Raw genomic sequence first — 26,780 nt, forward strand, 5'->3', positions numbered from 1 at the left:
TAATCAATTTTTAGTTTCTTGAAGGAAAAATTCCTTCTACACAAATGATATAATTTAATGCCAAAACCGGCTGTATATTACTGTGTGGCAAGCTACTACCTGATACACTTATGGCTACTGCTGGTATGGGTGGTGAAAGATTGGTTATTGTTGCTGCGTTACTATTCAGGCTAACCAGATTTGGAGAACCAGTGGTAATTGCATATAGACTATCCTGGCCTTGTCCATCCTTTGCAAAATAATGGCCAACCGGATTGAATTCGCTTCCATCTGCATTAATTGCATTTAATGAAATTTTTGCTGAAGCAGCAGTGGTGCTATATACTGGCGCAGGCACATGGGTATGCATTGGTAACTCCGAATAAGTTAAAGTATGATTTTCCTCTCCGCGAACCAGCCCTAATGGATAAGCACTAAGGCCAGTACCTTGGCCTGCACCAACCACCACACGACTGGCTATGTTGGGTAAATTGAAAGTGTTTACTCCATCACCGCCATAAATTGTACCAATAATTGCGAAAAGGGCCTGATATTGCTGCAATGACATCGGTTGCCCTTGGCAAAATTGCCAGTTAACTGGTGCGAATGTACCTGCAAAGGCACGGATCTCGCCAATTGTTCCTTCCATATTTTTTTTTGATTGAGGTTTAGTAATTAGTTTCTTGATGGAAAATATCCTTGGATACAGATAATATAATTTAGTGCGATACTAGGCATAATATTATTATGCGGTGCGCTAGCTCCCGAGTTTCCTATAGTTATAGTAGGATTTGGTATACTAACATTTGTTACTTCTACAGATCTCTCATCTAAAGCGCTTAAGGTGCCACTATTGGCATATGTTTGCATCTGTCCGGTATTATCCATGCTGATATAAGCATTGAGCCCGTTCTGTTGGGTTCCATTACCTGGATTAGCATAAAATGTAGTATTACCAATTCCATTACCAGTTGCTGCTGAAACGGTAGCAATATGGGTGTGCGCCGGTATTTGACTTGAGTTAAGCGTTACCGCTTCAACGCCTACTTTTTGTCCTGGCGTGTATGCCGATAAGCCAGCACCTGCCCCCACACCTACAACTGTTCTGCTTCGTAGATCTGGTAATCCGAATGTGGTTTGCCCGTTCCCACCATAGTAAGTACCTACAAGGGCATAAACAGCCTGGTTACCAGTAACATTTAAGAGCTGTCCCTGGCAAAATGCCCAGCCTTTTGGTGCAAAATCGCCGGCAAAAATCCGGACTTCAGCAATTGTTCCTTCCATTTGTTTTTAATTAAGGTTTATAAATTTTTCTCCTGCTTTTATACCCATTTGAAAAAGCTTACTTCCTGAAAAATAGCCTTCCCGCATGTGTAAAATATTAATCTTTAAAAAACGATTTTCAAGGCATGCTACAATCAATCCATAAAGTGCATCAGCATAAACTATAGTGCCGGGCTCTGGCATTACCCCTTCAGGCAATTGAATTTCTGCCGGCGATCCTTCTAATATGCGCACTTCTGTATTTTTAATCCATGCTGTTGCACCGTCATATTTTGAATTGGCCGCATTAATCAAACATTCTATTTCATCGGCAGATTGCTCCCGCCAATTGATTGCTAATTCCTTATTACCAGGTTTTTTTTCCCAAGCCGTATTCGCTAAACTATTTTCATTCACAATAGGTAAGTATTGTGTGTTATTCAGCAGCTCATTTACCGCTTCTACAGCCAAAAACCCCAAACGCTGGCAAAGCAGCCCATAATTTTCCCCTTTTATAATAGGTAGTTGCTTTGTCCATACAATAGGGCCACCATCTATATTTGCCGTCATTTGATGTACCGTCAGGCTTGCATAAGGTTCATTATTTCTGATTTGCCAGAATATCGGATCGGCACCACGGTATTTAGGTAATTCACCAAAATGAAAATTCAGGTAACCTTTGCGTACACTTTGCAGCAGGTGATCTGGAATCATCCATGGAAAACCAAATACCCATACGGCTTCTGCATCCAACCCTGTCATCCATTGTTTTAGTTCCTGCTCCCAAGATCCATAATTCAGTTGCAATATCTGATTTCCGGATAAACCCATGGCCTGCAAGGGCTTCAGCAGCGCTTTGCTACTTCGCTCCAGAATTGCCACACCACCTAAAAGTCCTTTTGAGGCCAAGGCCTGGACCGTTGGGAATGCAAGTGAATCTGAATTGCAAATAACCGCTATTTTATTCATTATATGCCGAGATAAGGGTTCATCCAAAATGAAGAAGTTTGGCTGTTAATGCGTTGCACATCTTCATGATGAATATCAATTGTTTCCAGTTCGCCAATCAGCTGCCTGGCTACTTCACCTTTAATCCCGTTAAAGGTATTTTTAACCAGGTAAACCCTGCTTTGCAAGGTATTCAATTCCGTAGCAATCTCCACACGGCCCCGCGCGGTTTCAATTGCAGCATCGGCAATGGCTTTTTGTAAAGATTTACCGCCTTGTTCTTTAATAGCCTGGGCGATCAGTAAGCCGGTTTCAAAACCAAACTGATTAAAAGGATTTGCCATGGTATCACTCACTTCATCAAGCTGTTCTGGTTTAAGCTCACGGTTTAATGACAATGTAGTATAGACCTCAACTGGCTCAGCTGCGCTAAAAGGTTCTAACAGAAATGGCAAACCCAGTAAGGGAGTAGTTTTATGCAAGCCCTGCTCCACATATTGTGTTAAAAATATTTCAGCTTCTTTTCCACAAAAAGTAGCCAGGATAAAATCAGGTTTATAAATATGTATATGCTCGAAAACAGCTGCAATATTCCCTATTTCTTTTGGATTAGGTGTAGGCGCTATAGCAAAAGGCATGGTTACCCCACTCGCTCCTGATTCCATACCAGCACTCAACATGCTTTGAAATGAATATCCACAATCATACAAGCCAGAAACATACATTCCTTTCTTCCCAAAATTCTTAACACCCCATTGGCCAACAGACCACAGTTGCTGCCAGGTATGAATGGAGTTGAGAAACATATAATCGTTAAACTTTTCAGGATCTGGCAAATGCTCACCTATATTATTGATAATGAATGGCCGTTTAACATTGGCAATCTTATCTGAAAGATCGATACCTACTTTATTGGAAACTATACCGGTAATTATATCGGCATCGTCAAAACCAACCAGCTTGGTAATTGCGGCTTCGGCCAGTTCCCGCGACCCTTGTCCGATAAATTCGGGCACAATCTCCAATTCAACCTCCTGGCTGAGTTCCTTTAATCCATTTTTCAACCCTGTGCTAAAATGCTTAGCCATTGGTAGTATACTCGAGTTGGAAAGCAAAACGCCCACCGTTAATTTTTTAATTGCCATTCTATTAATTAGTTTGCCCACATCCGCAACAGGTTACTATAGTGCTGTTGTAATAAAAGATATTCTTCTTCATTCAATGCTTTGTTACGGAGATTTTCAGTAATCTGAAAAATTTCAAATAACATTTTTCGATGTACGGTTTCTTTAACAAGCGACTGCACCCAGCTTACCGCAACGTTCCGTTCACCACGTGCAACTTCCCTTACCCGATGAACCTGAGTACACGGATAACAGATGACATCTCCTTTATTCAGCTTATACAATACATTTCCATTTGCAGTCTGCAGTTCCAGTTCGCCCCCATCGTATTCTTCGGGATCATTCAAAAAAATAGTGAGCGCCACATCAGTACGGATCATATTACCCATAACCGGACTATCCACATGCCAGCCATAGTGCATACCCGGCTTATAATTACTGATAATAAAGGGATGGATGCTTTGCGGCAATATGGCATTTCGAAATACAGGATTTCGGTTAAGTGCGGCTAAAATAATTTGTTGAATAGCTGCATGCTCTTGAGTTTGATGATTAAGCTGCAGGTTACTTTTGACTTCTTTTGCAGCACTATGGGCGGTTAACCTGCCATCATCAAATGCACCCGACTTAAAAAGAATATGAATATCTCTAACTTCGCTATCACTAAGCAAATTACGGATAGACAGATATGTACCATTTAAAATACAAGTATTTTTTTGATCTGCATCTGTATGGGAAGAGTTCATTTTAAGAGGGCTGATTTAGATGAGTGTAAATCTATTAATAACTTTTTATTTCTAAAAGCACTAAGGCGAATATAATTTGATAAAAATCAACAAATGTTAAAGAACGGGTGATATGTTTTAACAGACAACACCTTGCAAATTCCAAATTATTTAAAAATTCTTTATATGTTTAAGCAGTTAATTCTCTTACATATCTATACACAGTACTAATGGACACCTATATTTTAGGAACGGGCTTATCTCATGATGGATCTTCAGTTTTATTAAAAAATGGTAAAATACTGGTTGCTATCGAGAAAGAAAGGCTAAGCAGGATCAAACACGATGGAGGTAACGATTTTGATACGGTTCAGTATTGCCTGGATTTTGCAAGAATCAAAGCCAGCGATTTGACCTTAATTGTGCAGGCATCAAATTTCGAAAACAATATTTCACCAAGTCAGTATTCCGGTCGCCGATATTTTGAAAAAGATATGAATACTCCTGTAATTACCCTTTCTCACCACCTGGCCCATGCCTGGAGCGCAGTAGGCATGTCTTCTTTCCAATCATGCAATGTAATGGTTATTGACGGTGCTGGTAGCCCTTATATCCATTGCCTTGATCTCGAGGGTGCAATACTAAAAGACTACCCATTTAATAACGGAATGTATTGTGAAAAAGACAGTTTTTATCATTTCGACGGAAAAAACCTCATACCAATATTCAAAGATTTTTCTGAAGTCAGGCTATTTCAGGATACGCCATCTTTAAAACTGCCAACGAATTACCATTCCATAGGCGGACTTTATCATGCAGCCAGTCAGTATTGCTTTGGTAATCTGAATGATGTTGGGAAACTGATGGGTTTGGCTCCCTATGGCGTTTTGAATGGAAAACCACCCCTGTTTAAATTAGAGAATGGCATCATCGAAGTATTTTACGAAAATGTGGATCTTTATTTCAACAAACCTTCATCGGGATATGATGCTTTTAAGCATGATTTTAAGCATTATGCCAATATTGCGCGCTGGGTACAGGATGAAACGGAAAAGGCCATTATTTACCTTTTTCAAGAGCGGTCTAAACTACATCCGTATGCCAATATTGCTTATGCTGGTGGGGTAGCCCTAAATGCCGTTGCTAATTTCAAATTGCGCCGTTCGGGCATTGTAAAAAATTTATATACGCAGCCTGCAGCGGGAGATAACGGAATAGCCATTGGCTGTGCCTATTATGGCTGGCATCAAATTTTGGGCCAACAAAAAGCAAGCATTCCCGATCATGTTTTTTTCGGCCGTAGTTACTCCAATGATGATGTGGAAAAAGCCATATTAGATGCTGGAATTAATGACAATAACACAATCTCAATCAACCAAACACCAGATTTTGTAGCGCTTACGGCTGCCGAACTTGCCCGTGGCAAAGTAGTAGGCTGGTTTCAGGGCGGAGCCGAGTTCGGACCAAGAGCATTAGGTCATCGCAGCATATTAGCAGACCCTCGTATCAAGGATATTAAAAACCACATTAATAGCGCGATTAAATTCAGGGAAGATTTCAGGCCCTTTGCCCCATCTGTAAGAATTGATGATGTACAAAAATACTTTATCCATGGATGGGAAAGCCCTTACATGATATTGATTGATGAGATAAAGCCCGAATGGAAAAATCAGCTTGCTGGTATTGTTCACCAAGATGGTACCTGCCGGGTACAAACTGTAACCAGCGCCTTTAATCCTGATTTCTATCAACTCATTGGCGATTTTGAAGCCAAAACTGGGATTGGCGTTTTATTAAACACGTCCCTGAATCGTAAAGGCATGCCTATAGTAGAAACACCTGCTGAAGCATTATCGCTTTTTTTATCAGGTGCAATAGATGTATTGGTATTAAATAATTTCATAATTTGCAAACATCATGATTTGCTTCTCTAAATTAAACCTCAACATTAACGTTCATGTGCTGCAGCGCGAATTGAACGATTTATTAACTGGTAATCAATGGATGCCGCATTACAATACTGCCGATTATACCGGTAACTGGCATGTTTTACCTTTGCGTACCCCCGGTGGAAACAGCGATAATCCTTTCGCCGATCTCTTAAGTAATACGCATTTTGAAAATACAGGTTTACTGAACAATCTTCCTGAAACAAGCAGATTTCTGGAAAATTTTGAATGTGAAAAACTTTCTGTCCGCTTACTCAACCTAAACGCAGGATCAGTTATTAAAGCACACAGGGATATTGAACTTTCCTTTGAACAGGGAGAGGCACGCCTTCACATCCCCATATTCACCAACCCTGAAGTTGAATTTTATGTAGCTGAAGACCGTGTGGTGATGAATGAAGGAGACTGTTGGTACATCAATGCCAATATCAAACATCGCGTAACAAACAATGGCCCAACAGACAGAATACACCTGGTTATTGATTGTAAAGTAAATGAATGGCTTACCCAACAGATTACTACCGGCATAAAAAAAACAGTATTTCTAAAAAAAGATCCTGAAACTGCACAACAAGTAATTAAAAGTTTGAGAATGGCCAATACAACGAGTTCAGATCGACTAGCCGATGAAATGGAAAAGGAGCTGCAAATAAATCAATTAACGGCCAAACTGCTCGATTTTATTTCCGAAATCGGGTTACAATACCAACTGGAAACCATAAGCGAAGAAACATTTTTGCCAGGCCTTAAACTTAGCGATGGTATATTGATTGTAGATCCCGAAAAACTATTGTATCCGGGCGATATTTTACACGAAGCCGGGCACCTGGCCTGTATGCCTACTGAAATACGCGTGGGTATGAACGATTCGCTACCCATCAACGACCTTAACAATGGCGGCGAAATGATGGCCATTGCCTGGTCATATGCTGCAGCTGTACATTTAGGTATTGATCCCCATATCGTTTTCCATGAAAACGGATATAAAGGTGGAGGCCAAAGTCTGGTAGATAACTTTACCCAGGGTCGTTTTATTGGCGTTCCATTATTACAATGGAACGGAATGACCTATCCGTCGGGTCTGGAAGATAAACTATCTTTTCCGCAAATGATCAACTGGACCTGTAAACAGAATATGTATATCAATCATACAAATGAATAAAGATGATATTAGATCTTACTTTACCACCCTCAACAGAAACGAGCACTTCAGGCCTGATGCATGTGAAGCGTTTCTGGAGCAAAGTTATGCTTAAAAGAGCGAACCAGATAGATGAAGAATTTTGGAATAAAGAATGGGAGCTGGACAAAACCCTATTGAGTGTATTAGGACTAGGCCTTGAACAAACGCTCACTTATGTTTTTCAATATGCTCCGGCATTTGAAGAATTTGAACAATGGATCGTGCAAACCTCAGGCTTCCCTGCAAGCGAACAGATCAGTAGATTTAATGACTTATTTAATAAGACACCAGTGCTTAGCCAACCCATTCCATCAGTACTTAGCGCTGAGGAACTTGCATTTTGGAAAGAAAATGGCTATCTGGTTCTTAAAAATGTGATTCCTAAAGAAGATTGCCGGGCCACTATTGATGTGATTTGCGATTTTCTAAAAATAAATCTAAATGATGCTAACACCTGGTATAGCCCAAATAACTCGAGGCAAGGAATTATGGTTCAATTATTTCAGCATCCTCTATTACAAAAAAACAGGCAGTCAGCTCGCATCAGAATGGCTTATGAACAACTATGGCAACGCTCCGATATCTGGGTAACAACAGACCGTGTAGGCTTTAATCCTCCGGAAACAGAAAAATGGAAATTTCCTGGTCCAGATTTACACTGGGATTGCAGCCTTGATTTACCTATTCCATTTAACCTGCAGGGCTTACTCTACCTTGCTGATACGGCGCCAAATCAAGGTGCTTTTACACTGGTCCCGGGATTTCATAACCGCATTTCAGCATGGCTTTCCTCCCTTCCTGAAGGTACTAACCCCAGAATAGAAAACCTACATGCGCTGGGCAGCTTCCCTATTGCTGCCGAGGCAGGAGATTTTATTATCTGGCACCAGGCTTTACCTCATGGTAGTAGCCCAAATACTTCGTCAAAACCGAGGTTTGTGCAGTATATCAACTATCAACCTGCTGATTTTACTGCCCAGAAGAACTGGATGTAGATCACAATAACATGCTGCTAAATTTAATCAGCTGTGCAAAATTTTATTATTACATTTTCACATAATTTTATGTATCAGATTGCTAATTAATAAAAAGTAAAAAGCTATATTTGAGATAACCTGTTCAAGAACATCGATATTATCAAATTTGCAATATATTGGTTTGAAAACAGGTCGTTAATGCTCTCATCAATCTTGGTTTAACCAAGTCATCAGTTGGTTATGGATGAAATGCATTATATGTAGATAATAGAAGTTAAAAACTTAATTATATCTAAATATGGCAATTTTCAATTTGGCATTTAAAATTACAATGGGTAACGAAGGTGGTTATGCCAATAACCCAAATGATAGCGGTGGAGAAACCTACGCTGGTATCGCAAGAAATTTCTGGCCTAACTGGGCTGGTTGGCCAGTGGTAGACCAGGCCGTTTCAACACATCCTAACAATATAAACGCTACACTGGCTGCCAATAGTGCAGTACAGGCCGAAGTACAATCATTTTATAAGCAGAATTTCTGGGATGTGATCAGTCTGGACAATTTAAACAGCCAACAACTTGCCAACCAGCTATTTGACACGGCTGTAAATATGGGTACAGGTATCGCCTCCCGTTTTTTACAGCAGGCAATAAATAATATTATGCCCGGTAAACTCATAGTGGATGGCATAGTAGGGCCACAAACCATTGCCGCAGCTAACAGTATTCCGCTGGAAGCGCTATACAATCAGGTTATTGCACTTCGAAAACAGCGTTATATCAATATTATTCAACAACATCCTTCACAGGCACAGTTTCAGAACTCCTGGTTCAGTCGTTTAACGCCATTCAATCCGTCGTTATCATAAACTCATCAATTATGAAAAAGAGTAGTTTAATAATGACCTTGGCAATACTTGCTACAGGGATTGCAACAGGCTGCAAAGGAAATGCACAGACTTATGATCTTCATAAAACTTTAGCACTTGTTATCATTATAGGGATTATCGCCGCTTTTTTTGCTTTGGCCTTATTCACCAACATGCTTCGTGATGAGGTAAATGACCCCGATTTGTTTAATGCCAATGCCGCAAGATTGAAACAGGAAAAGCGGCTGCTGATTTTTAAGAGCAACAATCCCTTTAGTCTATCGCGGGTACAATTAGGTGTATGGACTGTGGTGATCTCCTGCAGTTATATTTATCTGCAGCTTTGCATGGGTAACTGTAATGACACAGGCCTAAACGAAACAGCATTGGTGTTAATGGGAATAAGTGCCGGTGTAACTGCTGGCGGCACCATAATTGATAAAAGAGAAATACAAGATGGCCGCTTTCGCCATCAGAACAGTCCTTCTGAAGGCTTTTTTGTAGATATTCTTTCTGATGATAATGGCATCAGCGTACATCGTTTTCAAAAAGTTATATGGACTGGCATTGCTGTTATTATTTTTCTGAATAAAGTATACAGCATCAAAACAGGATGCGCTTTACCAGAACTGAGCCAGACACTTTTATGGCTTACTGGCATAAGCAGTGCTGCCTATTTAGTTTTAAAAACACAGGAAAACGCTCCTTCAATTAACTCTGCGGCAACAAATAATCTATCATCTGATATTTTGCCAGGGCAACAGGCTGCGCCTCCCGTTTCACAGGTAAATCAGGCAGTAACTAACCCTCTACAGCAGTCAACAAACACTTTTTCTGCAAACAATGCATCACCTTACCCAAGCGCGGCAGAGGCACCAGAGAATACAAGCCCATCACCTGGAAGTGATCATAATCAACCTGGATCTTAATTGATTTATTTTTTTAAAATACCGGCAGAAAGCACCTCTGCCGGTACTTAATCCCATCTTTAAATCATATAGGTAAAGCCAGGATGATCAGACATTACATATTCAAATGTGACCTTCATATCTTCCCTATTGTTTTCTAATTTACAAACGGCGAATGGCATTGTTAAGCTGCAAGTGTACGTAGTAAGTACCTCTTTACCAAACACCGTTATTTCCGTAAATAAATCAAGCCGGTTATGGGTTTCAGAAGCAGGCACCTGTATCACCACTGGCTGTGGAAGCTTGAATTCACGTCTGGCACAATATACCTCCCCTAAGTTTATCCTTTTTGGCTGATAATCCTTAATGGTAAAACTATTGTATTCTTCTTTCCATTGGGTTAATACCGCTTCAACGGTTATCTCTTCCGGAATAAAAATAGCTTCCGGACGCATCTGTGGAATTAAATTATTCATGATGGCCAACTGCGGCTCTTTTCTTAAAGCATTTAACATGGTTTCTGAAATGACCATATCAATGCAGATACCATCAGGAAATTTATAGGTAGTGGCATCAGTGCAAACATAGTCGATCACGTAGCCTGATAAGCTTAACTGTTCATACATCATTTTTGCTGCATCCAACGAATCACGATTGATATCCAATAAAATAAAATTGATTTGCGCTGAGGTAAATTGAGATGTTAAAGGTGTAAGCAGTGTGGCATAAGGTCCACAACCAGCATATAATATATTTATGGTATGTGCGGGTATGGTATCTAATAGATGCTTAATCGCATGATAAATGCCTCTGATAAATCTACGTGTGCGCTCCAATTCTTTAAGACAATGCGCAGCTTTAATGGTTGAAACTGCTTTACCGCTTGGCAGATGAATATCTTGGTCTGTAATGTTACCTGCATTTACTCCGGTTACGCCGGCAAAAAGCAAATGGAGCTGATCAATAGCATTTTTGATATGCAGATAGTTGTCTTCAAAAAGTAAGGTATCAGTTGCCGCAGAAATACTTTCGTTGCGTTGTTGAGTCGTTAATTCCATATATATTTATATCTAATGCTAAAAAGTTTTTACTAAACTAAGAGATTAATATTAGCCCAGATTGATCGTTAATTATTAATTTATTTAGCCTTGTTAAATAGGCATCTAATTGATGGTATAATCTTCAAATTTGGTATAGTGCTTATTTCCGTAGAAATCTACCAAACAAAATCCTACCTGATAATTCCCCTTTGGCATGGTTAAAAGCTTGATGTCTAAAGCTGAAGGGTCAGTGATAGTCAATTTACCCAATTCAATACTCATTGATTCATCCAGCGAATTTTGACCCAGAAAAACAATTTCATCGTGCGCCTGCAGGTCCTTAATCTTATCCGTAATCCCATCAGCAAAAATCTCCCGCAACCCAATCACTTTAGCCAGATTTTCCCCGTCAACATTAAAATACTTGATCATAAGTTCAGCTTGTTTTCCATTCCAAAGCACCGGTACATTGTAAGATACACCCGATTGATTGGAAAGGCCCATGAATACACAAACATTGATATCGTTAATACTGATCCACCTGGCATCCCATTTTTTATTACCCCCATGCAAGGTAATATTTCCGCGGTGATCCACATTGGTATCATAGGCATCCAATCCATATGATACCAGTGTACTGTCTTCAGTTAATCTTCTGATATTTAAGTAAATCTTATTGGTGTTAACCAGCATGGCAGCGTTTAGCTTCCTTCCCGAATCACGAACAAAAACGCTATCCGCACCGCCCCCGATTAATTCAGCTACATAAGTTTCGATAAATTTTTCAAACGCTATGTTAAAAGGCGTTTTCAAATAATCATTTAATTGACTGGCGGTTTTTCTATTGTAATAAGGAAAATATACCGAAAGCCCCGAAATGGCATCTTTATCCAAATTTTTTGAATAAATATTGAATAAAACTGCATCCCGCATCTTTTTCTCGAAATCGCTAAACAATGTATCGGTACTTTTAGCTGCTAATTTGAAAAAGCTAAAAATATCAATCATATCTTCAGCCGCGAACGAAAAAGAAGGCAATCCGAATGATTTGGACCTGGCCCTGTAATTTGACTTCTGTTTGAAAGCCTCCTTCGCGGGATAGGTTGAATTTAGATTTGCAGAAATGTTACTGATTAATTTCCCTACGCTTGTATTTAGCGCAGCTATTTTATTAAGCGCGATTACAGACAATGTTGCCTGGATATAAGGTTGAGCTGAATAAGTATCAATATATGATTTGGCAATTCCCTCCAGAAGCTGAGTTGTATTTAGGTTTGGATTGGCAGATAAGGAATTGATGATATATTGATAATTCCAACCGTTGCCAGGTTCGAGCTCTTGTGACGCCACCATGTATTCGGCATAGGGCGCCAGTACAGTGGCAGTTTCAATGGTGGCCATTAAACAGGCATCAAAACCTATAAAATCAAGGTTCAAGTCATTCTGGTTACGTTTCAGATCAGCAAAAGCCTCTCCCATTTCACGCAGAGAGAGGGAAATATCTTCAGGAAATAGCTCATCATATCCAAAACCATGCACACTGCCTCTTCCATGATTCCAAAAAATCAATCCATATCTTTCTGCCGGAAAATTATTTTTGCTAAAAGTGATAAAATCAACCAGGGTAGATGGGTCTCCTATGCTTTTGTTGGCAGTAACTTTAACTTTTTCAAAACCGTCTTTAGTCACCTTGCTGTAGGTGAGGCTATCACTGGAAATCGGCTCTGAAAGATGCCATTTTTTAGTCCCGCCCTGCAAAATCACCGTTGCAAAATGATCATCAACGTTTTTATACGAATGGATAATTTCATTAATGTCTTCACTCGCCAACTGATGTTTGCTTTCCAGGTCTGATCCATTCATATAGATCAGCAGTACAAAGCTGCGTTTAGGCTCCGGCTTTTGAGCATGGATTGTACCCGCGTAAAATATTAGTGCAGCCAGTATGCATAGTAAATGGCGGATTTTCCTAATGAAGTCCATTATCTTCTTGGATTAACTTGTGGAGGATTTCTAAATTGATAAATGGCTGCTGCCACGGCATCTTTAAATTCCTCACCATATTCATTCGTATCATCCGGGAATGTTTTCTTTAACAATTCTGATAATCCATCTGCATAATTCTCATTGGCCTGATCGATATTGAAATCGCTGCTGGCCTTATATGACCTTTTAACTTCGTTATTGTCTTCAACAACGTTCTCCACTCTTGAAAATAAAGAACGCCTTTCGCTCCTTAAACTTCTTGCAACTGTTTTCTGATTATTTATATCCCTAACAAGGCCTAATAGATCAGTCATTTGTTGATCCACTTCACCGGAAATATTGGCTCTAACCTGGTTATCCCGTACCAATGTAATCACCTCATCCAATGAATTTACAAACTCATCGTCAAAGGCTTCCACACATTGCCGCTGGATCACTTCATTTTTGAGTTTCACTTCCTCTATTTCACAAATGTTCTGTTGCCAATCCTCAGGTTGTTTTTCATACTCATTCACATATTTCTTATTCGATTCGATCAGGAAATCTTCTATCATGTCATGAAATGCCAGCAGATCGTAATAGTCTTTTTTATTTTGGGCAATGCTCTGCAAGTTTGGCGTTAATAAATGATAATCCGCTTCTGAACTTAAAGTTCTAAAAATACCGTTATTGATATTTGAGGTTACTTCCTTCGTTTTGGCAGATAGTTGATCCTTCACAAAACCGGTGACCAAAGCACTAATATCGCTCATCGCTTTACCAACATCCAACGAACCTTTTAACTTGATATCATTTCCAAAAACGGTTAACTCAAGTTCGGCTTCTATTTTCCTGGCATTAGCAGTAAATTCCATACTCAATACAAAAGATTTGATCCAAAGTAACCTGGTGATGGCACTTAAGATATTAGCCACTGCTTCTAAGGCTCCTGAGGCGACCTTACCTCCAAGGGTTAGTGCTGCCTTTGCTATTTCCAAAGCACCATAAGCTACGCCAATAGCTACATTAACCCCCACCTTTAAGGTTTCATAATATAAAATCTGAGCCGAATAGTAAATTTTATCATCTACGCGCCACCAGGAAGCATCTTCCCTTCTATCCACATAATCTCTGATGTAATTGTTATATTCACTGATCGTGTTACTCAGATTTAAAATCTGCTGCTGTGCTTCAGTCAGTTTCCGGTTTGCATTTTCAATAGAGTTTTGCACGCTTCGGGCTGCATCACGCACTGCATCCTGGGCTTCTTCCAAAAGTTTGATAAATCCACTGGTATCGAATACCAAACGTGCACTGAACCCACTGCTCGAAAAATCTGCATAGCTTCCCTCTAAATGAAATAAAATTTTAAATCCAACATATTGCAGTTCAAGATCAATGTATACCATCCTGTCTTTAAGAAGAATCAAGGCATCTAACTGAAAGATATTTAAGATATTAACATAGGCACTTAAATAAAATTCGAGTTTTTTTGATGACTTGTTGATGTTTAAATACAGTACCGGGCCTTGGGCATCTGCTTTGATCAAGGCACCGGCCAGGCCACCTTTTACAGGTTCCATTGGCATTGTTTTTCGGGACCTCGTCAGTTCAAATATTCCCTTAATCTCAATTTTTGAAATTTCAATCAATGCTAAAATAGCATTACCAGGCTCGATCAGAAAAAGCCCTCTGGCCTTTACATTAAAGATTTCGATGGTACCGCACAGAAAAAAACCAACATTCATCTGATAGTTTCCAATTCTGGTAGGCTGTGTGCATATAAAGAGCTGACAGTTTAAAGAAATGGTTCCCGACGAATCAACGCGGTAATGACGCATGGTTGAAGTATCGGTAAATATGGATTGACCGCTTGTTCCCAAAGCAGAAACCTGAAGGTTTTCTGCGCCAGGTATGGCAAGTTCAGCGGGCAGGCTTGAATTAAAGTTCTTTAAGATCTCCGCTTTACTGGTCGTATCGGGATGCGATGGATACGCCCACTGGGGCATTTTAGCGTTATTGATTTCAAAATCAGCTAAAGCTATTACATCAAGGAACGCTATTCCAGGAAAATCAACTTCCGCAATATCTACAATAATATCCTTTAGGGAAGTCCTCCCCCTGGTAGAGGTAATTGCCGCGGTAATTAATCCGATATTAGCCTGGCTCACAATAAACCCTGCAAAAATGGAAATATTATTGGTTGTTACCCGACCTGTCATCCCGAAAGTAAGCCCTGTGGCCCCTAAACCAATCATCAAGCCCAAATCGCTCAGACTGATCTTGTTGTTCAATGGTATTTTATAATTTGAAGAAGCAGATAAGGTAAATGAAGAAACAGACAGGTTTCCGGCAAGAACAAAGGTTAAGACATCGTTTTTTAAAGGAAAATTGAGCTTCCCTCCCGCTTCTAAGTAGAAACCATTATCCTTTTTAATTCCAAAGTATAAATCTTCAATTTCATAACCATCCTTTTTGATATTTCTACTCATCAGCATCGCCTCAAATTTTGAAGTGTTCAGCGCTGCTGCTATGATGAGGTCGATATGATCCAGACCAGTTAATTGATAAAGCCCCTTTCCAAATACACTTTCACTATTTTTCAAATCAAATAAGGAGTTGGCAACCAATTGATGGTTGCCAAAGCGATCTGATAAAACCATTTCGGGAAAATGATCCGATGCGTTTCGTTTTAAATATTGGTTAATGGCAAGGGAGGCTTTATTTCTAACGATTACTGCTACTTTTTTTATGGCAAAAAAAGTCATGGTGTCGTAAATGAAACGCTCTAATACATTTCCATCCCGAAAAAAACCGGTATCTATACTTAAAGCCAGCTGTTTAGCATCCGCCAGCACAACCGCATTGACATAAAGTAAGGCTTTACTGCTAGCCACATTTTTATTGTACTGAATAACCACAGATAAGATATCTGCAGATTTAAGCACCTGTGCTTTAAAAGTTCCGGGCAAATTATTAAACAGCGTAAATTGGCCAGAAAGTTCATTAACGCCTAATTCATTATTATTTAATAAATCTTTGATTTTAGCCCGGCTGGTGTCAAGCGCTCCAAAAATCGATTTTTTATTGTTATTTATAATAATAGTTACTGATGCATCTAACTCAAAAATCTTCCCGGTAGCCGAAAAAGCGAAGTTGGTATGGTTACTCATTTGAAATCAAAAAATTATGCGCTTGCGGCTATGCTTAACAGAAAGTAGTTCAACTTGGCTGAATATTTATCGCTTAATCATTCAACTATCACGGGTTATACTGCTTCGGTTAATTTTTTTTCAGGTGCATCAAGTTTCTCAACTAAATTTTCAATGGTATCTAAATTCAGCTGTTGTAATATCTTATTTCTTTTGGTATTCCATATTTTGAAGGCTAATTTCTCAATTTTTACAAACCCTAAATCAGGAATGGCATTTCCACAATCTACTTCAATGGCAAAAGCATATTCCTTAACATCTCCTTTTACATAAATATAAGCGGTTTTCAAGCTAAATATAAGCTTCTCCACATCAAACGCTGTATTTGGCTTTTTGCCAGAATTTAATGCCTGAAGATTTTTTTTTATATCATCCGTATCAACCTCATTACCAAAAGCTTCAGTTAAATCCTCTATCATTTCGCCCAAGGTGGCACTACCTACCTCATCTGGATTTGTCGGCACTAAAAGAAAAGAAGATACGGTGTTATCTTTTTCGTAAACTGCTACTAATTTGGTTTTAAGTAATTGGAACTGTACGCCCAATTGAAGATTCATTTCACTCATTTTTTTAAAAATTCCTTATTTTTCCTACTCCTATGGCTTTTCGGATGATGCCCCGTTTGCTCTTGTGGTCTCTGGTCTCCACTTTAGATTCTTATCAGATTATTTAGCAGATTGATGTAGCTTGCTTAAGCCATCCATCCTCTTTTAATACATTGAAAACTAATTGGCAATAGTTAAAAGCAGAGATATGAACCTGTAAAGGTTGGTTCACCATTAGGTTTGTCTTTGGCTAATCTTCTCAAAGCCGACAGTGGGGTAATTGTTTTTTGCATATCAACTATATTTATGGTCGTTAAATCCATTTTTGGCACAAAAAAACATTAGCCATTTGATGGCTAACAAAAAGATTGGCCTTTTGGCAATACAGTTGCAACGAGAAAGAGTGATGATCTGAGAGCGTTGCGTAAACTGATGGTTTGCTTGTTTTTCGGCAGATCAAAAAAAAGGAACTGCTGCACGAATATAATAATTTTTATAATTTCAAATACTCATGTTGAACAAAAAATAATATTAACATAACAGCGGGAGGAGCAGATGATGAAGTTGAGCAGGTAAGCCTATTGCCCAATAAATAGTTTATTATTGATCAAGCCAGGCTTTAAACACCGGTGCCCGTTCCCGGCTTACAAATGCTTCCTGCAAGGGGTAGTCAAGAAAAGTAATTTTGAGTTTTGAGTTGAAATGATTGTAAACCTTATCTATAGCATTTATATTAACAATATACTGCCTGTTGAGCCTAAAGAATAGTATTGGATCCAATTGTTCTTCCAATTCTTCCATATTCTGGGGTACAACTTCATTTTTTCCATTAGGCAAATGTGCATAAGTAATCCTGTGCTCAGAATGAAAAAAGCTGACATCGTTAGCGGTAAGTATTTTATAACCATCTTTATGGGGGATTAAAAAGCGTGTTCTGATCTTTTTGTTTTCAAGCGCATCAATTACACCCTTTAATCGATCGGTTAGGATTGCAGATGCATCTTCATTTCTCCGACTGATTTTTTCAAGCGCTGCACGGAGTTCTTCTTCTTCTACAGGTTTAAGCAGGTAATCAACACTGTTAAACTTAAATGCCCTTACCGCATACTCATCATAAGCCGTAGTAAAAATAATAGGGCTCTTTACTTCTACCTGATTAAAAATTTCAAAACTGATGCCATCGGCCAGCCGGATATCCATCAATATCAAATCAGGAACGGGGTTTGATTTAAGCCAATCAACACTACCTGCAACTGTATCCAATACATCCAGAATCACAGCTTGTGGCTTTATGGCCAACACCAGCCTTTTAAGACGTTCGGCATTAGGATGCTCATCTTCTATAATTAGTATATTGATCATTTTAGCAAAGGTAAGATTACGGTAAAATGCTTGTCGGTTTTGGTCATGACAATTTCCGGGGCATGGAGCAGGCGATAACGATCCTTGATATTACCCAGACCAATACCGGTACCATCTAAATGGCTTAACAATGGTTTCAACTCATTGGACACTAAAATTTCGTTTCCATTTGGTGATTTAATTTCGATCAGCAAAGGATCTGATTTTACCGTTCGGTTATGCTTGATGGCGTTTTCTACCAAAAGTTGTAATGCCATGGGCGGTATCATCGCATCTTTACTGATCTGCGTAAGGTCAATATTAAATGAGATACCCGAACCGATCCGTACCCTGGTCAAAAATAAATATGATTCTAAAAATCTGAGTTCTTCCGCAACGGAAATCTTATCTTTTTTTGAATTGACCAGTAAATAACGGTATACCTTGGCGAAGTTTTCTGCATATGCAAAGCCTTTTTGCTGATCCTGTAAAATCTGCTCTGCCAAAACACTCAGGTTGTTGAACACAAAATGCGGATCGATCTGCAGCCTCAAAGCATAAAGTTCGGCCTCAGTGGCGGCCTGTTTGTGCAGGGCTGTATTTACTTCAAGTTCAAGCGCCAATGTTGCTGTTTTTTTCCAGCTGGTCAGGAAATAATAACCGATATTACCCGCCATAATCAATAAGGAAAGAATAACTGCTGAAGTTAGAAATTGCGAAAAAAGCCGGAGTTCCTCTCTCGAATAACTGGGCTCTTTCTCCAAAAAAAAGGCAACATAAGCCAGGTCCATGAGGTAAACAGAGATAATAGCAATAATGGTCTGTAAAAGTGTCTGAACAAACAGCCTTATTCCCGAATTTTTTTCCCAGGTTAACCAGTCATCCAGTTTACGGTCTACCCAGAAACTGATCACGGTGAGCAGCAAAACATATATATAAGAGTATAGGGTATCGCGAAGTGCAATCCAGCCAGGGCTAAAATAATAATCTTTCCAGTAGGGGTCGTATGGATCTACAAGGTACGAGAGCAGGGTCAGAATAACCAGTGCAACCAGACTTACCATGATGACATGGCGTGCCGGCATTTTCTCTCTTGTGTATTTTGTTTTTCCCATAGTGTAAAAATAAGCTTTGCCAACCTCAGTGGCAAAGCTATTCGTATTATTGCAATCCTCCACCCATACTTCGGTATAAATCAATGGCAGACTGGAGTTTTTCCAGGCGTATATTGGTTCCCTCAAGTTCAGTCTGCAGCAGATTATTCTGTGCCGTGATGATTTCCAGATAGGTTGCCATTCCGTTCTGATAAAGTAACGAAGCATCTTTAGCCGCTTTTTGCAAAGCCACCAGCTTTTCATCAATCAATATCAACCGTTCTGCAACGCGCTTCTGTTTTTCCAATGCATCGCTCACCTCACCTACTGCGGTTAGTACATTTTGTTTAAACTGAAGTACAGCCTTTTCCTGCTCCAAAGCGGCACGCTCATAAGCTGTTTTAAGTGATCTCTTTTGAAATATAGGCTGAGTGAGGTTAACGGCCAGGTTTTTTGCCAGCGATCCCGGGAGATTGAACCAGGAGTTTAGTTTAAATGAATTGGCGCCGATTGATGGAGTAAAGCTGAATGAAGGATACATGGCCACTTTAGCCAGACCTAATTTGGACTGTGCATGCATTACGGCCCATTCTGCGGCTTTCACATCGGGCCTTCTGCTGAGAAGCCTTACAGGCAGAGCACTCCCGAAGCCGTTAAGTGCAGCAACACTAAAATCTGGTTTTCTGTCAATAGGAGATGGAAATTCACCGCATAAAATGCTCAGTGCATTTTCCTGTATGGCGATGTTTTGTTTTACAAGTGGAACCAGTAATTCAGCAGTTTTCCGCTGTGCTTTTGCCTGCTGAACAGCCAATGAATTTACCTGTCCGGCGTTGTACTGCAAAGTAGTTATTTTTAATGTACTGTCGCTTAAAGCCAGGTTACGGTCTGCAATTTTTAATTGTTCATCAAGAGCGAGCAGATTATAATATGCCTGGGCTACCTGGGCAATAATCCTGGTTTGCATAGCCCTTGCCAATTCCTTATTTCCCATTAAATCTGCATAGGCACCATCCTGCTGCATGGCCGTTTTACCCCATACATCCACTTCCCATGATACCCTGAACTGCGCATTGTAATCATCTAAATAACTCGTTTTGGTAAACTGCTCGCTCAACGAACCGTTTAATGAGTTTTTAGACATCCAGTTTCTTGCCCCAGTTACATTCAGATCAAGGGTTGGCAGGAGCGCTTGTTTGGCTTCCTTTAATCCAGCTTCTAGTTGTTTTACGGTAAGTTTAGCAACCTCCAGATCATTATTTCTTTTTAAGGACAGTGAGATCAGGTGCTGTAATTTTTCATCACTGAAAAAAAATTTCCATGGAAGGCTTAGGGAATCACCGGTAAGAAATGATTCCCTATAACTTTGGGGCATTTGTACCGATGGCTTAACCTGAGGCTTTCTCAGCAAACAAGATGAAAAAAACATGGTGCCAAATGCCAATAATATTAAATTCTGTACCCGAATCATTTTATCTAATCTTTAATTTTTTGAACAGCAATTTTTTCCTGTAGATATTGAAATGTTATAAATAACAGCGGAATAACAATTACGCCCAGTACTACGCCGGAAAGCATACCCATAGCAGCGCTTATACTGATGGAACGGTTACCTACTGCGGTCCCACCAGTAGCCATCATGAGTGGAATCATTCCGACAATAAAGGCAAGCGATGTCATGATGATTGGTCTCAGCCTCGAACGCGCGCCTTCAATGGCTGCTTCTACAATGGTTAAACCCGATTGGCGTTTCTGAATAGCAAATTCTACGATCAGAATAGCATTTTTTGCCAGCAGCCCCACAAGCATGATCAAGCCGATCTGTACGTAAATGTTATTGTCCAATCCAACTGCCTTGATGCCTAAGAAAGCACCTATAACGCCTGTAGGAATGGATAGCAATACCGAAAGCGGCAAAAGATAACTTTCATATTTTGCAGCCAGAATAAAAAATACGAAAAGCAGGCAAAGTCCCAAAATGATAACGGTTTGATTGCCGCTCGCCTTTTCTTCCAAACTTAGACCCGTCCATTCATAGCTATACTCAGCAGGCAATTTGGAAAGCGTTTCTTCAACCCTTTGCATCACTACCCCATTACTTATTCCAGGTGCCCCGGTAACATTTATATTCAACGAATTGTATAGGTTATAGCGCCCTACCGATTCTGGCCCATATACTTTGTGCAGGCTTACCAGTGTAGATGCCGGAACCATCTGTCCATCTTCACTTTTTATAAAAATCTCCTGAAAGGCATGAGCGTCCATTCTGAATATTCCGTCGGCCTTAATATTTACCCGATAAAATTTACCGAACCTGGAGAAGTTCAGCGACTGGTCTCCTGAAAAATAATTTTGGATAACGCTCAGCAGATTGCTCACACCAACTCCCATTTGTTTTGCCTTATCCTCATTCACGTCTAATTCAAGCTGAGGATAATCGGCCCTAAAGGTAGTATAAGCCATGGCTATGCCAGGTTGCTTCGAAAGTTCTCCGATAATCTGATCGGCCTTTTGTTTAAGTTGTTGTGAACTACGCCCCATACGATCCTGCAATGCAAATTCGGCACCACCGGTTACCCCATATCCCTCTACAGGGGGCATCCGGAAAGCCATTACAGTACCACCTTTAACGGTGGCAATGGCCTGGTTAACCTGGCCCATGATCTGATTGATATCTTTTACCTTACCCCGTTCCTTAATCGGTTTTACCGTAACAAAACCCATCGCATAAGAAGGACCTGCTGCATTACTCAATAAATTAAAACCAGTAATGGAGGTATTTTCGCCCACTGCCTCGATTTTTGCCAGTTTGTCGCCAATTTCTTTGGTTACCCGGGTGGTGCTATTAAGGCCGGTTCCTGGCGGCATGGAGAGCGAAAACATAAACATTCCATCATCTTCCTCTGGCACAAAGCTTTTCGGAGTGGTTACCATCAACCAGGCAGCTGCCCCTATAGTTAATGCAATAAGCCCTGCTGAAATCCATTTTTTAGAAATTAAAAACCGCAGCCCAGCAATATATCTATAAGTCAGGTGGTTAAAACCAGCATTAAAAGCTTTAAAAAAGCGATCTTTTACTCCAGTGGGTTTGGTGTGTGCTAAACCACCCTGATGATTATTTTTTAGGAGAATGGCACATAATGCAGGCGTGAGCGTAAGGGCGTTAACAGCTGATATTAAAATGGCGATGGCCAATGTATAGGCAAACTGTTTGTAAAAAAGCCCGGCCGATCCAGACATAAATCCAATTGGGATGAAAACCGCCGCCATCACCAGGGTTATCGATATCACTGCCGCAGTAATTTCATTCATTGCAGCCTTTGTGGCTGCACGACCGCTTAGATCTGAATTTTCCATCTTACTGTGAACCGCCTCAACCACCACGATTGCATCATCTACTACAATTCCAATGGCCAGCACCAACGCAAAAAGCGTCAGGACATTTATAGTAAAGCCTAAAAGCAATAAAAAGAAAAAGGTTCCAACAATGGCTACCGGCACTGCAATAGCAGGGATAATGGTTGATCTGATGTCCTGAAGAAACAGGAAAACAACGATAAATACCAGAATAAATGCTTCTATCAAAGTAGTCTTTACCTGACTGATAGAGAGATCGAGCTTTTCTTTTGTACTCAAAATCTTGGAAAAATGAATCCCCGGCGGGAAAGTCTTTTCCAGTTTTTTAATTTCAACATCTACTCCCCTTTCAATTTCATTTGCATTCGATCCCGTTGTCTGGTTAATGGCAATCGTAACGGCGTTACGGTTATCCGATTTATTGGCACCCGAATAACTGGTTGAACCAAATTCCACACGTGCCACATCTTTAAGGCGAATTACACTTCCTCCATTTCGCTTAACCACCATGCGTTCATAATCCTGAACCAGGTTTTTCTTTCCTTTGTAACGAATTACGTATTCAAGTGCTGCATCAGAATCCTCACCTAGTTTTCCCGGGGCAGCCTCAATACTTTGGTCTGCAATCGCACTGGAGACATCTGCAGGTACGAGCCCTAAAGAAGCCATTTTACGTGGATTTAGCCAAACCCGCATCGCATAATCTTTAGTACCGAATACCTGGGCCTGGCCTACGCCCGGAACACGTTTGATCTGCGGAATTAAATTAATATTCGCATAGTTTTGCAGAAAAAGCTCGTCATATTTGTTATTGTCATCAGTATAAAGATTAAAAATCATAATCATACTGTTCTGCTGCTTTGAAGTGGTAAGCCCCGTGCGGATTACTTCCTGTGGCAGAATCGGTGTGGCCTGTTGTACCCTGTTCTGCACGTTTACAGCCGCCTGATCTGCATTTACGCCCTGTTTAAAAATGATGGATATGGAAAATGTTCCATCGTTTGATGCCGTAGATTTAATATACTGCATATCCTCAACACCATTAATCTGTTCTTCTAAGGGCGTAACCACCGAACGGATAACAGACTCACTGTTTCCTCCTGGATAGGAACCCGAAACCATCACCGTAGGCGGCGAAATATCCGGAAACCGGGTTAGCGAAAGACGGCTTAGACCGATTACCCCTAAAATCACGATGACAATGGAAATAACGGTCGCGAATACCGGCCTATCTATTATTTTTTGTAACATAAAATTTTGATGAAAAAGTTTAAGATTTTGTTTTGACCTTTGGTTTTACCTGAATGCCATCGTAAAGCACATCAATCCGGTTAATGGCAATCTGATCACCATTTTTCAGGCCTGATCTGATGATATAGTCATCGCCACTCTCCGCTTTTATTTCGATTGGAATCAATCGCACCTTATTGCTGTCAGCCAGGCGATAAACAAAAAACTTATCCTGTATGTCTTTTACAGCTGCTTTAGGCACTAAAAGTATATCCGATATAGATTCTTCTACTACCACATTGGCTGAGCCGCCAGAACGCAACATTCTTTTTGGATTATTGAACACGGCTTTCATACTAACGGTTCCGGTTACCCGGTCAATGTTTCCACTGGCAATCTGCAGCTTACCATTTTCAGGATAATGCTGCCCGTCGGCAGTAACCAGGCCGATATTCATTTGGGTAGCTTTATCCGTGCTTCGCGAATTTAAGCGCATAAATTCCGCTTCACTGAGCGAGAAATAAACATATACGGTACTAATATCAGAAAGCGTGGTTAATGGCGTCGCATCAGTTGCTGAGATCAGATTTCCTATGCGGTTTGGAATCCTGCCAATGTAGCCGCTTACGGGTGCTTTAATCAGTGCAAAACCAGCGTTTATTTTAGATGCTCCGAAAGTGGCTTTCGCCTGCGCTACCTGTGCGCTGGCAGCTTGCAGGTTAGCTTCAGCTGTCTTCAGCTGTACCGGCGATACAACATTTCCATTAACAAGTGATTTCATTTTTTCTACTTCGATTCCGGCATTAACCTGCGCTGCAACTGCAGACTGCAAAGCGGCAGAACTGTTGCTAACCTGTTCCTGAAAAACTTCTGATTTGATTTTAAAAAGCAATTGTCCTTTCTGTACATAATCACCTTCTTTAACGAAGATTTTTTCCAGGTAACCACTCACCTGGGCTTTGATATCAACATTTACGAGACCTTCCATATTCCCCGGGTATATTTGTTTAACGGTTGTGCTACCGGGATTTAAAGTAATAAAGTCTGTTTCTAAAGCCTGTAGCTGTTCTGTAGAAGCATTTTGAGGTTCGTGGCTGCACCCAAGCCACAATAAAGAACAGTAGAGCCAGCTTAAGGATTTTTTTGTTATGCTCATTTTCATGATAATCTTTAAAATAGAGACAGGCTCAATTACCTGTTTGGATACAAAATAAAGACGCATTAATATAAATATTGCCTGAAAGGATCCTCAAGCGTGGAAAATAGCAACCCAAACGTAATATATGGTTCCTGAACTGAATGTGTTTAAAGAACTTTTTAATGGCAAAATGGATGATGCGCCACGCATATGCTTAATATTCGGTCAACGTGCTTATTCAAGAAATGTAAACTGCGTTGGATAGCGCTTAACAACAGGATTAATCTTGCTACGCAATTGAAATGAATCAAGCATCGTATTGAGCAAAATCAAGAGAATAGCATTTTTTAATTGTGAATTTAGTACTATTAACTTATTAATAGTGGGCATGCGATAGATAAGCAACATCATAACCATCCAGGGCTATCAATTTGCTTATCCTGTTAAAAGGCGTAAATAAGATCAGCATACTGTTGAAAGCACAAGAAAAATTGGAAATGAAAAAAATAGAAATCAAGTTTTTTTTAAAAATATTCCTGCCATTAATTAACCGAAAACAAGGCCGTGCGGCGCTAAGGTGTCTCTTTAGACATACTACTGCATTTAACTTGCGCAAAGGAGAAACCCTCTTTCCGAAAAATATTGCAGGTACAGCTGGTCAGATTATTGTGGTGTGCAATGGGTTGGTTAACGGTTTTTTGCATGATAATGAATGGGGGAAAACCAATATCTGGCTGGGACAGGAAGGTAGTATTTACGTTTGTCAGGATCAGAACAGCCCCAGGCAGGAAAATCTTAATCTGGAGGCCATAGAGGAGACCATGGTTTTTTTAATAGATCGCAAAGACCTCCAAGACTGCTATCAATCGCATCCGGAATTAGCTGAATTATTCTACTCCTACTTTCTTCCATGTGCCATGAGCGATGCTAGCGAAAGAAATATAATCTTCCGTATGCCTGATGTAGCCTGTAGAATTACCCGTTTCCGGAAATTTTATCCAGGGCTGTACGAACGCCTGCCAAAAGACTTACTTCTTTCTTATGCTTTATGTGGATAATTGCTGGAAAGGATATGATATTTACTGCTCAGATATGGCAGATCTTTCTACAGATCGCCATACTATAGTTTTATTTACGCACCACTTCTCCCCGGTTTTCAGACAGATTGTAATATAGATTGAAAAAATCTGTACTTCCCACATAAATGAATTTATTGTATCGAACATTTTCGATACCGCCGCTTGGCAAAGTCTCTCCCAGTTCAGAATAATACCGCATATTCACCTGCCGGTCAATCTTGGTAATATCGAAAAAAGCTGTCAATGCAAATATGATCAGTAACAGATGAATACCTATGTAATGAAGTTCAAATGACCTGATATGAAACACCACTAACCAGAATACCACGGCCAGAATTAAGCAGACAAGGGCTAAGATCAATCCTGCAAATCTGTATTCGACTATATAGGGATAGAACAACAGGTATGGTGTAAACCCGATCAAGAGAAATAACCAAAGGAACAACTGTTTCGAAAATTTATCTTTCATCCAGGAGCACAAAATAAATATCAGGCACAGGAAAAACGGAACCAAAAATACAAGAATAACTTGCTGCATAAAAGTGAAAACTCTTTCAGAAACCAGAAAATAGGTCAATTCCTCCAGTTTCAGTATATCAATTTTAAAATTATGATAATAATATAACTCGCCAAAAGCATTTAATGTAAATAAAAACAGGACACAGAAAATTAAATAGATAAAAAACATTCTTAACATATTTTATACATATTTTACATGGTGTACAATGAAACAGACCATTTACCCAAATGAAGGTGCTTAACAGCTTTACCGGATATTTTGAGCTTTATTTACCAAGATTAAATGCAGATGAATCATCATCTATTTTAGTCTTGAAAATCATGCTGATCTGAACG

21 protein-coding genes are annotated in these 26,780 nt (G+C 39.9%); 6 read left to right on the forward strand and 15 right to left on the reverse strand.

Going from position 1 to position 26,780, the window contains the following annotated elements:
• Positions 1–10: 10 nt before the first annotated feature.
• The 5 genes from ABEG20_RS12080 to ABEG20_RS12100 are packed head-to-tail and all read right to left on the reverse strand — an operon-like array spanning position 11 to position 4,060.
• Complete coding sequence (locus ABEG20_RS12080; RefSeq protein WP_406823592.1) at positions 11–628, reverse strand: phage tail protein; 618 nt, start codon at positions 626–628, stop codon at positions 11–13.
• A 26-nt stretch (positions 629–654) separates the two neighbouring features.
• On the reverse strand, positions 655–1,263 hold the full coding sequence (locus ABEG20_RS12085; RefSeq protein WP_406823593.1) for a phage tail protein: 609 nt from the start codon (positions 1,261–1,263) through the stop codon (positions 655–657).
• Between the two features lie 6 nt (positions 1,264–1,269).
• Complete coding sequence (locus ABEG20_RS12090) at positions 1,270–2,211, reverse strand: formyltransferase family protein (RefSeq protein WP_406823594.1); 942 nt, start codon at positions 2,209–2,211, stop codon at positions 1,270–1,272.
• Entirely contained in the window at positions 2,211–3,335 is a 1,125-nt protein-coding gene (locus tag ABEG20_RS12095; protein WP_406823595.1) for an ABC transporter substrate-binding protein, read from the reverse strand. The genes ABEG20_RS12090 and ABEG20_RS12095 overlap by 1 nt, the downstream gene beginning before the upstream one ends.
• Positions 3,336–3,343: 8 nt before the next feature.
• Positions 3,344–4,060, reverse strand: a complete 717-nt coding sequence (locus tag ABEG20_RS12100) for a Fe2+-dependent dioxygenase (protein ID WP_406823596.1) — start codon at positions 4,058–4,060, stop codon at positions 3,344–3,346.
• Positions 4,061–4,269: 209 nt separating this feature from the next.
• Here ABEG20_RS12100 and ABEG20_RS12105 point away from each other — a divergent pair, with 209 nt between their 5' ends.
• From ABEG20_RS12105 to ABEG20_RS12125, 5 genes are all read left to right on the forward strand, one after another.
• Positions 4,270–5,973, forward strand: coding sequence for a carbamoyltransferase (locus tag ABEG20_RS12105; protein ID WP_406823597.1), 1,704 nt, complete (start codon positions 4,270–4,272; stop codon positions 5,971–5,973).
• Positions 5,957–7,150, forward strand: coding sequence for an aspartyl/asparaginyl beta-hydroxylase domain-containing protein (locus ABEG20_RS12110; RefSeq protein ID WP_406823598.1), 1,194 nt, complete (start codon positions 5,957–5,959; stop codon positions 7,148–7,150). The genes ABEG20_RS12105 and ABEG20_RS12110 overlap by 17 nt, the downstream gene beginning before the upstream one ends.
• A gap of 2 nt (positions 7,151–7,152) precedes the next feature.
• The gene (locus ABEG20_RS12115) at positions 7,153–8,166 is read left to right on the forward strand and encodes a phytanoyl-CoA dioxygenase family protein (RefSeq protein WP_406823599.1); all 1,014 of its coding nucleotides are present in this window, start codon (positions 7,153–7,155) and stop codon (positions 8,164–8,166) included.
• A gap of 280 nt (positions 8,167–8,446) precedes the next feature.
• Positions 8,447–9,016 carry a glycoside hydrolase family 108 protein gene (locus tag ABEG20_RS12120; protein WP_406823600.1) on the forward strand — a complete coding sequence of 190 codons (570 nt, stop codon included), beginning with the start codon at positions 8,447–8,449 and terminating at the stop codon, positions 9,014–9,016.
• Between the two features lie 11 nt (positions 9,017–9,027).
• The gene (locus ABEG20_RS12125) at positions 9,028–9,945 is read left to right on the forward strand and encodes a hypothetical protein (RefSeq protein ID WP_406823601.1); all 918 of its coding nucleotides are present in this window, start codon (positions 9,028–9,030) and stop codon (positions 9,943–9,945) included.
• Between the two features lie 59 nt (positions 9,946–10,004).
• Here ABEG20_RS12125 and ABEG20_RS12130 read toward each other — a convergent pair whose 3' ends face one another.
• The 9 genes from ABEG20_RS12130 to ABEG20_RS12170 form a co-directional block, all read right to left on the reverse strand.
• Positions 10,005–10,982 carry a methyltransferase domain-containing protein gene (locus ABEG20_RS12130; RefSeq protein WP_406823602.1) on the reverse strand — a complete coding sequence of 326 codons (978 nt, stop codon included), beginning with the start codon at positions 10,980–10,982 and terminating at the stop codon, positions 10,005–10,007.
• Positions 10,983–11,087: 105 nt separating this feature from the next.
• Positions 11,088–12,947: a clostripain-related cysteine peptidase gene (locus ABEG20_RS12135; RefSeq protein ID WP_406823603.1), complete on the reverse strand. Its 1,860-nt coding sequence runs from the start codon at positions 12,945–12,947 to the stop codon at positions 11,088–11,090.
• Positions 12,947–16,102 (reverse strand): hypothetical protein, encoded by a 3,156-nt coding sequence (locus tag ABEG20_RS12140; protein ID WP_406823604.1) that lies wholly within the window; start codon positions 16,100–16,102, stop codon positions 12,947–12,949. The genes ABEG20_RS12135 and ABEG20_RS12140 overlap by 1 nt, the downstream gene beginning before the upstream one ends.
• Positions 16,103–16,197: 95 nt before the next feature.
• Complete coding sequence (locus ABEG20_RS12145) at positions 16,198–16,707, reverse strand: hypothetical protein (protein ID WP_406823605.1); 510 nt, start codon at positions 16,705–16,707, stop codon at positions 16,198–16,200.
• A gap of 579 nt (positions 16,708–17,286) precedes the next feature.
• Complete coding sequence (locus ABEG20_RS12150; protein ID WP_406823606.1) at positions 17,287–18,048, reverse strand: LytR/AlgR family response regulator transcription factor; 762 nt, start codon at positions 18,046–18,048, stop codon at positions 17,287–17,289.
• Complete coding sequence (locus ABEG20_RS12155; protein ID WP_406823607.1) at positions 18,045–19,142, reverse strand: sensor histidine kinase; 1,098 nt, start codon at positions 19,140–19,142, stop codon at positions 18,045–18,047. Before ABEG20_RS12155 ends, ABEG20_RS12150 begins: the two co-directional genes overlap by 4 nt.
• A 46-nt stretch (positions 19,143–19,188) precedes the next feature.
• Positions 19,189–20,592 carry a TolC family protein gene (locus ABEG20_RS12160; RefSeq protein ID WP_406823608.1) on the reverse strand — a complete coding sequence of 468 codons (1,404 nt, stop codon included), beginning with the start codon at positions 20,590–20,592 and terminating at the stop codon, positions 19,189–19,191.
• A gap of 5 nt (positions 20,593–20,597) precedes the next feature.
• Positions 20,598–23,729 (reverse strand): efflux RND transporter permease subunit, encoded by a 3,132-nt coding sequence (locus ABEG20_RS12165; protein WP_406823609.1) that lies wholly within the window; start codon positions 23,727–23,729, stop codon positions 20,598–20,600.
• Between the two features lie 19 nt (positions 23,730–23,748).
• The gene (locus ABEG20_RS12170) at positions 23,749–24,864 is read right to left on the reverse strand and encodes an efflux RND transporter periplasmic adaptor subunit (RefSeq protein ID WP_406823610.1); all 1,116 of its coding nucleotides are present in this window, start codon (positions 24,862–24,864) and stop codon (positions 23,749–23,751) included.
• A 479-nt stretch (positions 24,865–25,343) separates the two neighbouring features.
• Here ABEG20_RS12170 and ABEG20_RS12175 point away from each other — a divergent pair, with 479 nt between their 5' ends.
• Positions 25,344–25,904, forward strand: a complete 561-nt coding sequence (locus ABEG20_RS12175; protein WP_406823611.1) for a hypothetical protein — start codon at positions 25,344–25,346, stop codon at positions 25,902–25,904.
• A gap of 70 nt (positions 25,905–25,974) precedes the next feature.
• On the opposite strand, the gene ABEG20_RS12180 is transcribed toward ABEG20_RS12175, so the two are convergent.
• Entirely contained in the window at positions 25,975–26,613 is a 639-nt protein-coding gene (locus ABEG20_RS12180) for a hypothetical protein (RefSeq protein ID WP_406823612.1), read from the reverse strand.
• Positions 26,614–26,780: the final 167 nt, after the last annotated feature.

The organism is Pedobacter sp. KACC 23697, assembly GCF_045348445.1.
GTDB lineage: Bacteria > Bacteroidota > Bacteroidia > Sphingobacteriales > Sphingobacteriaceae > Pedobacter.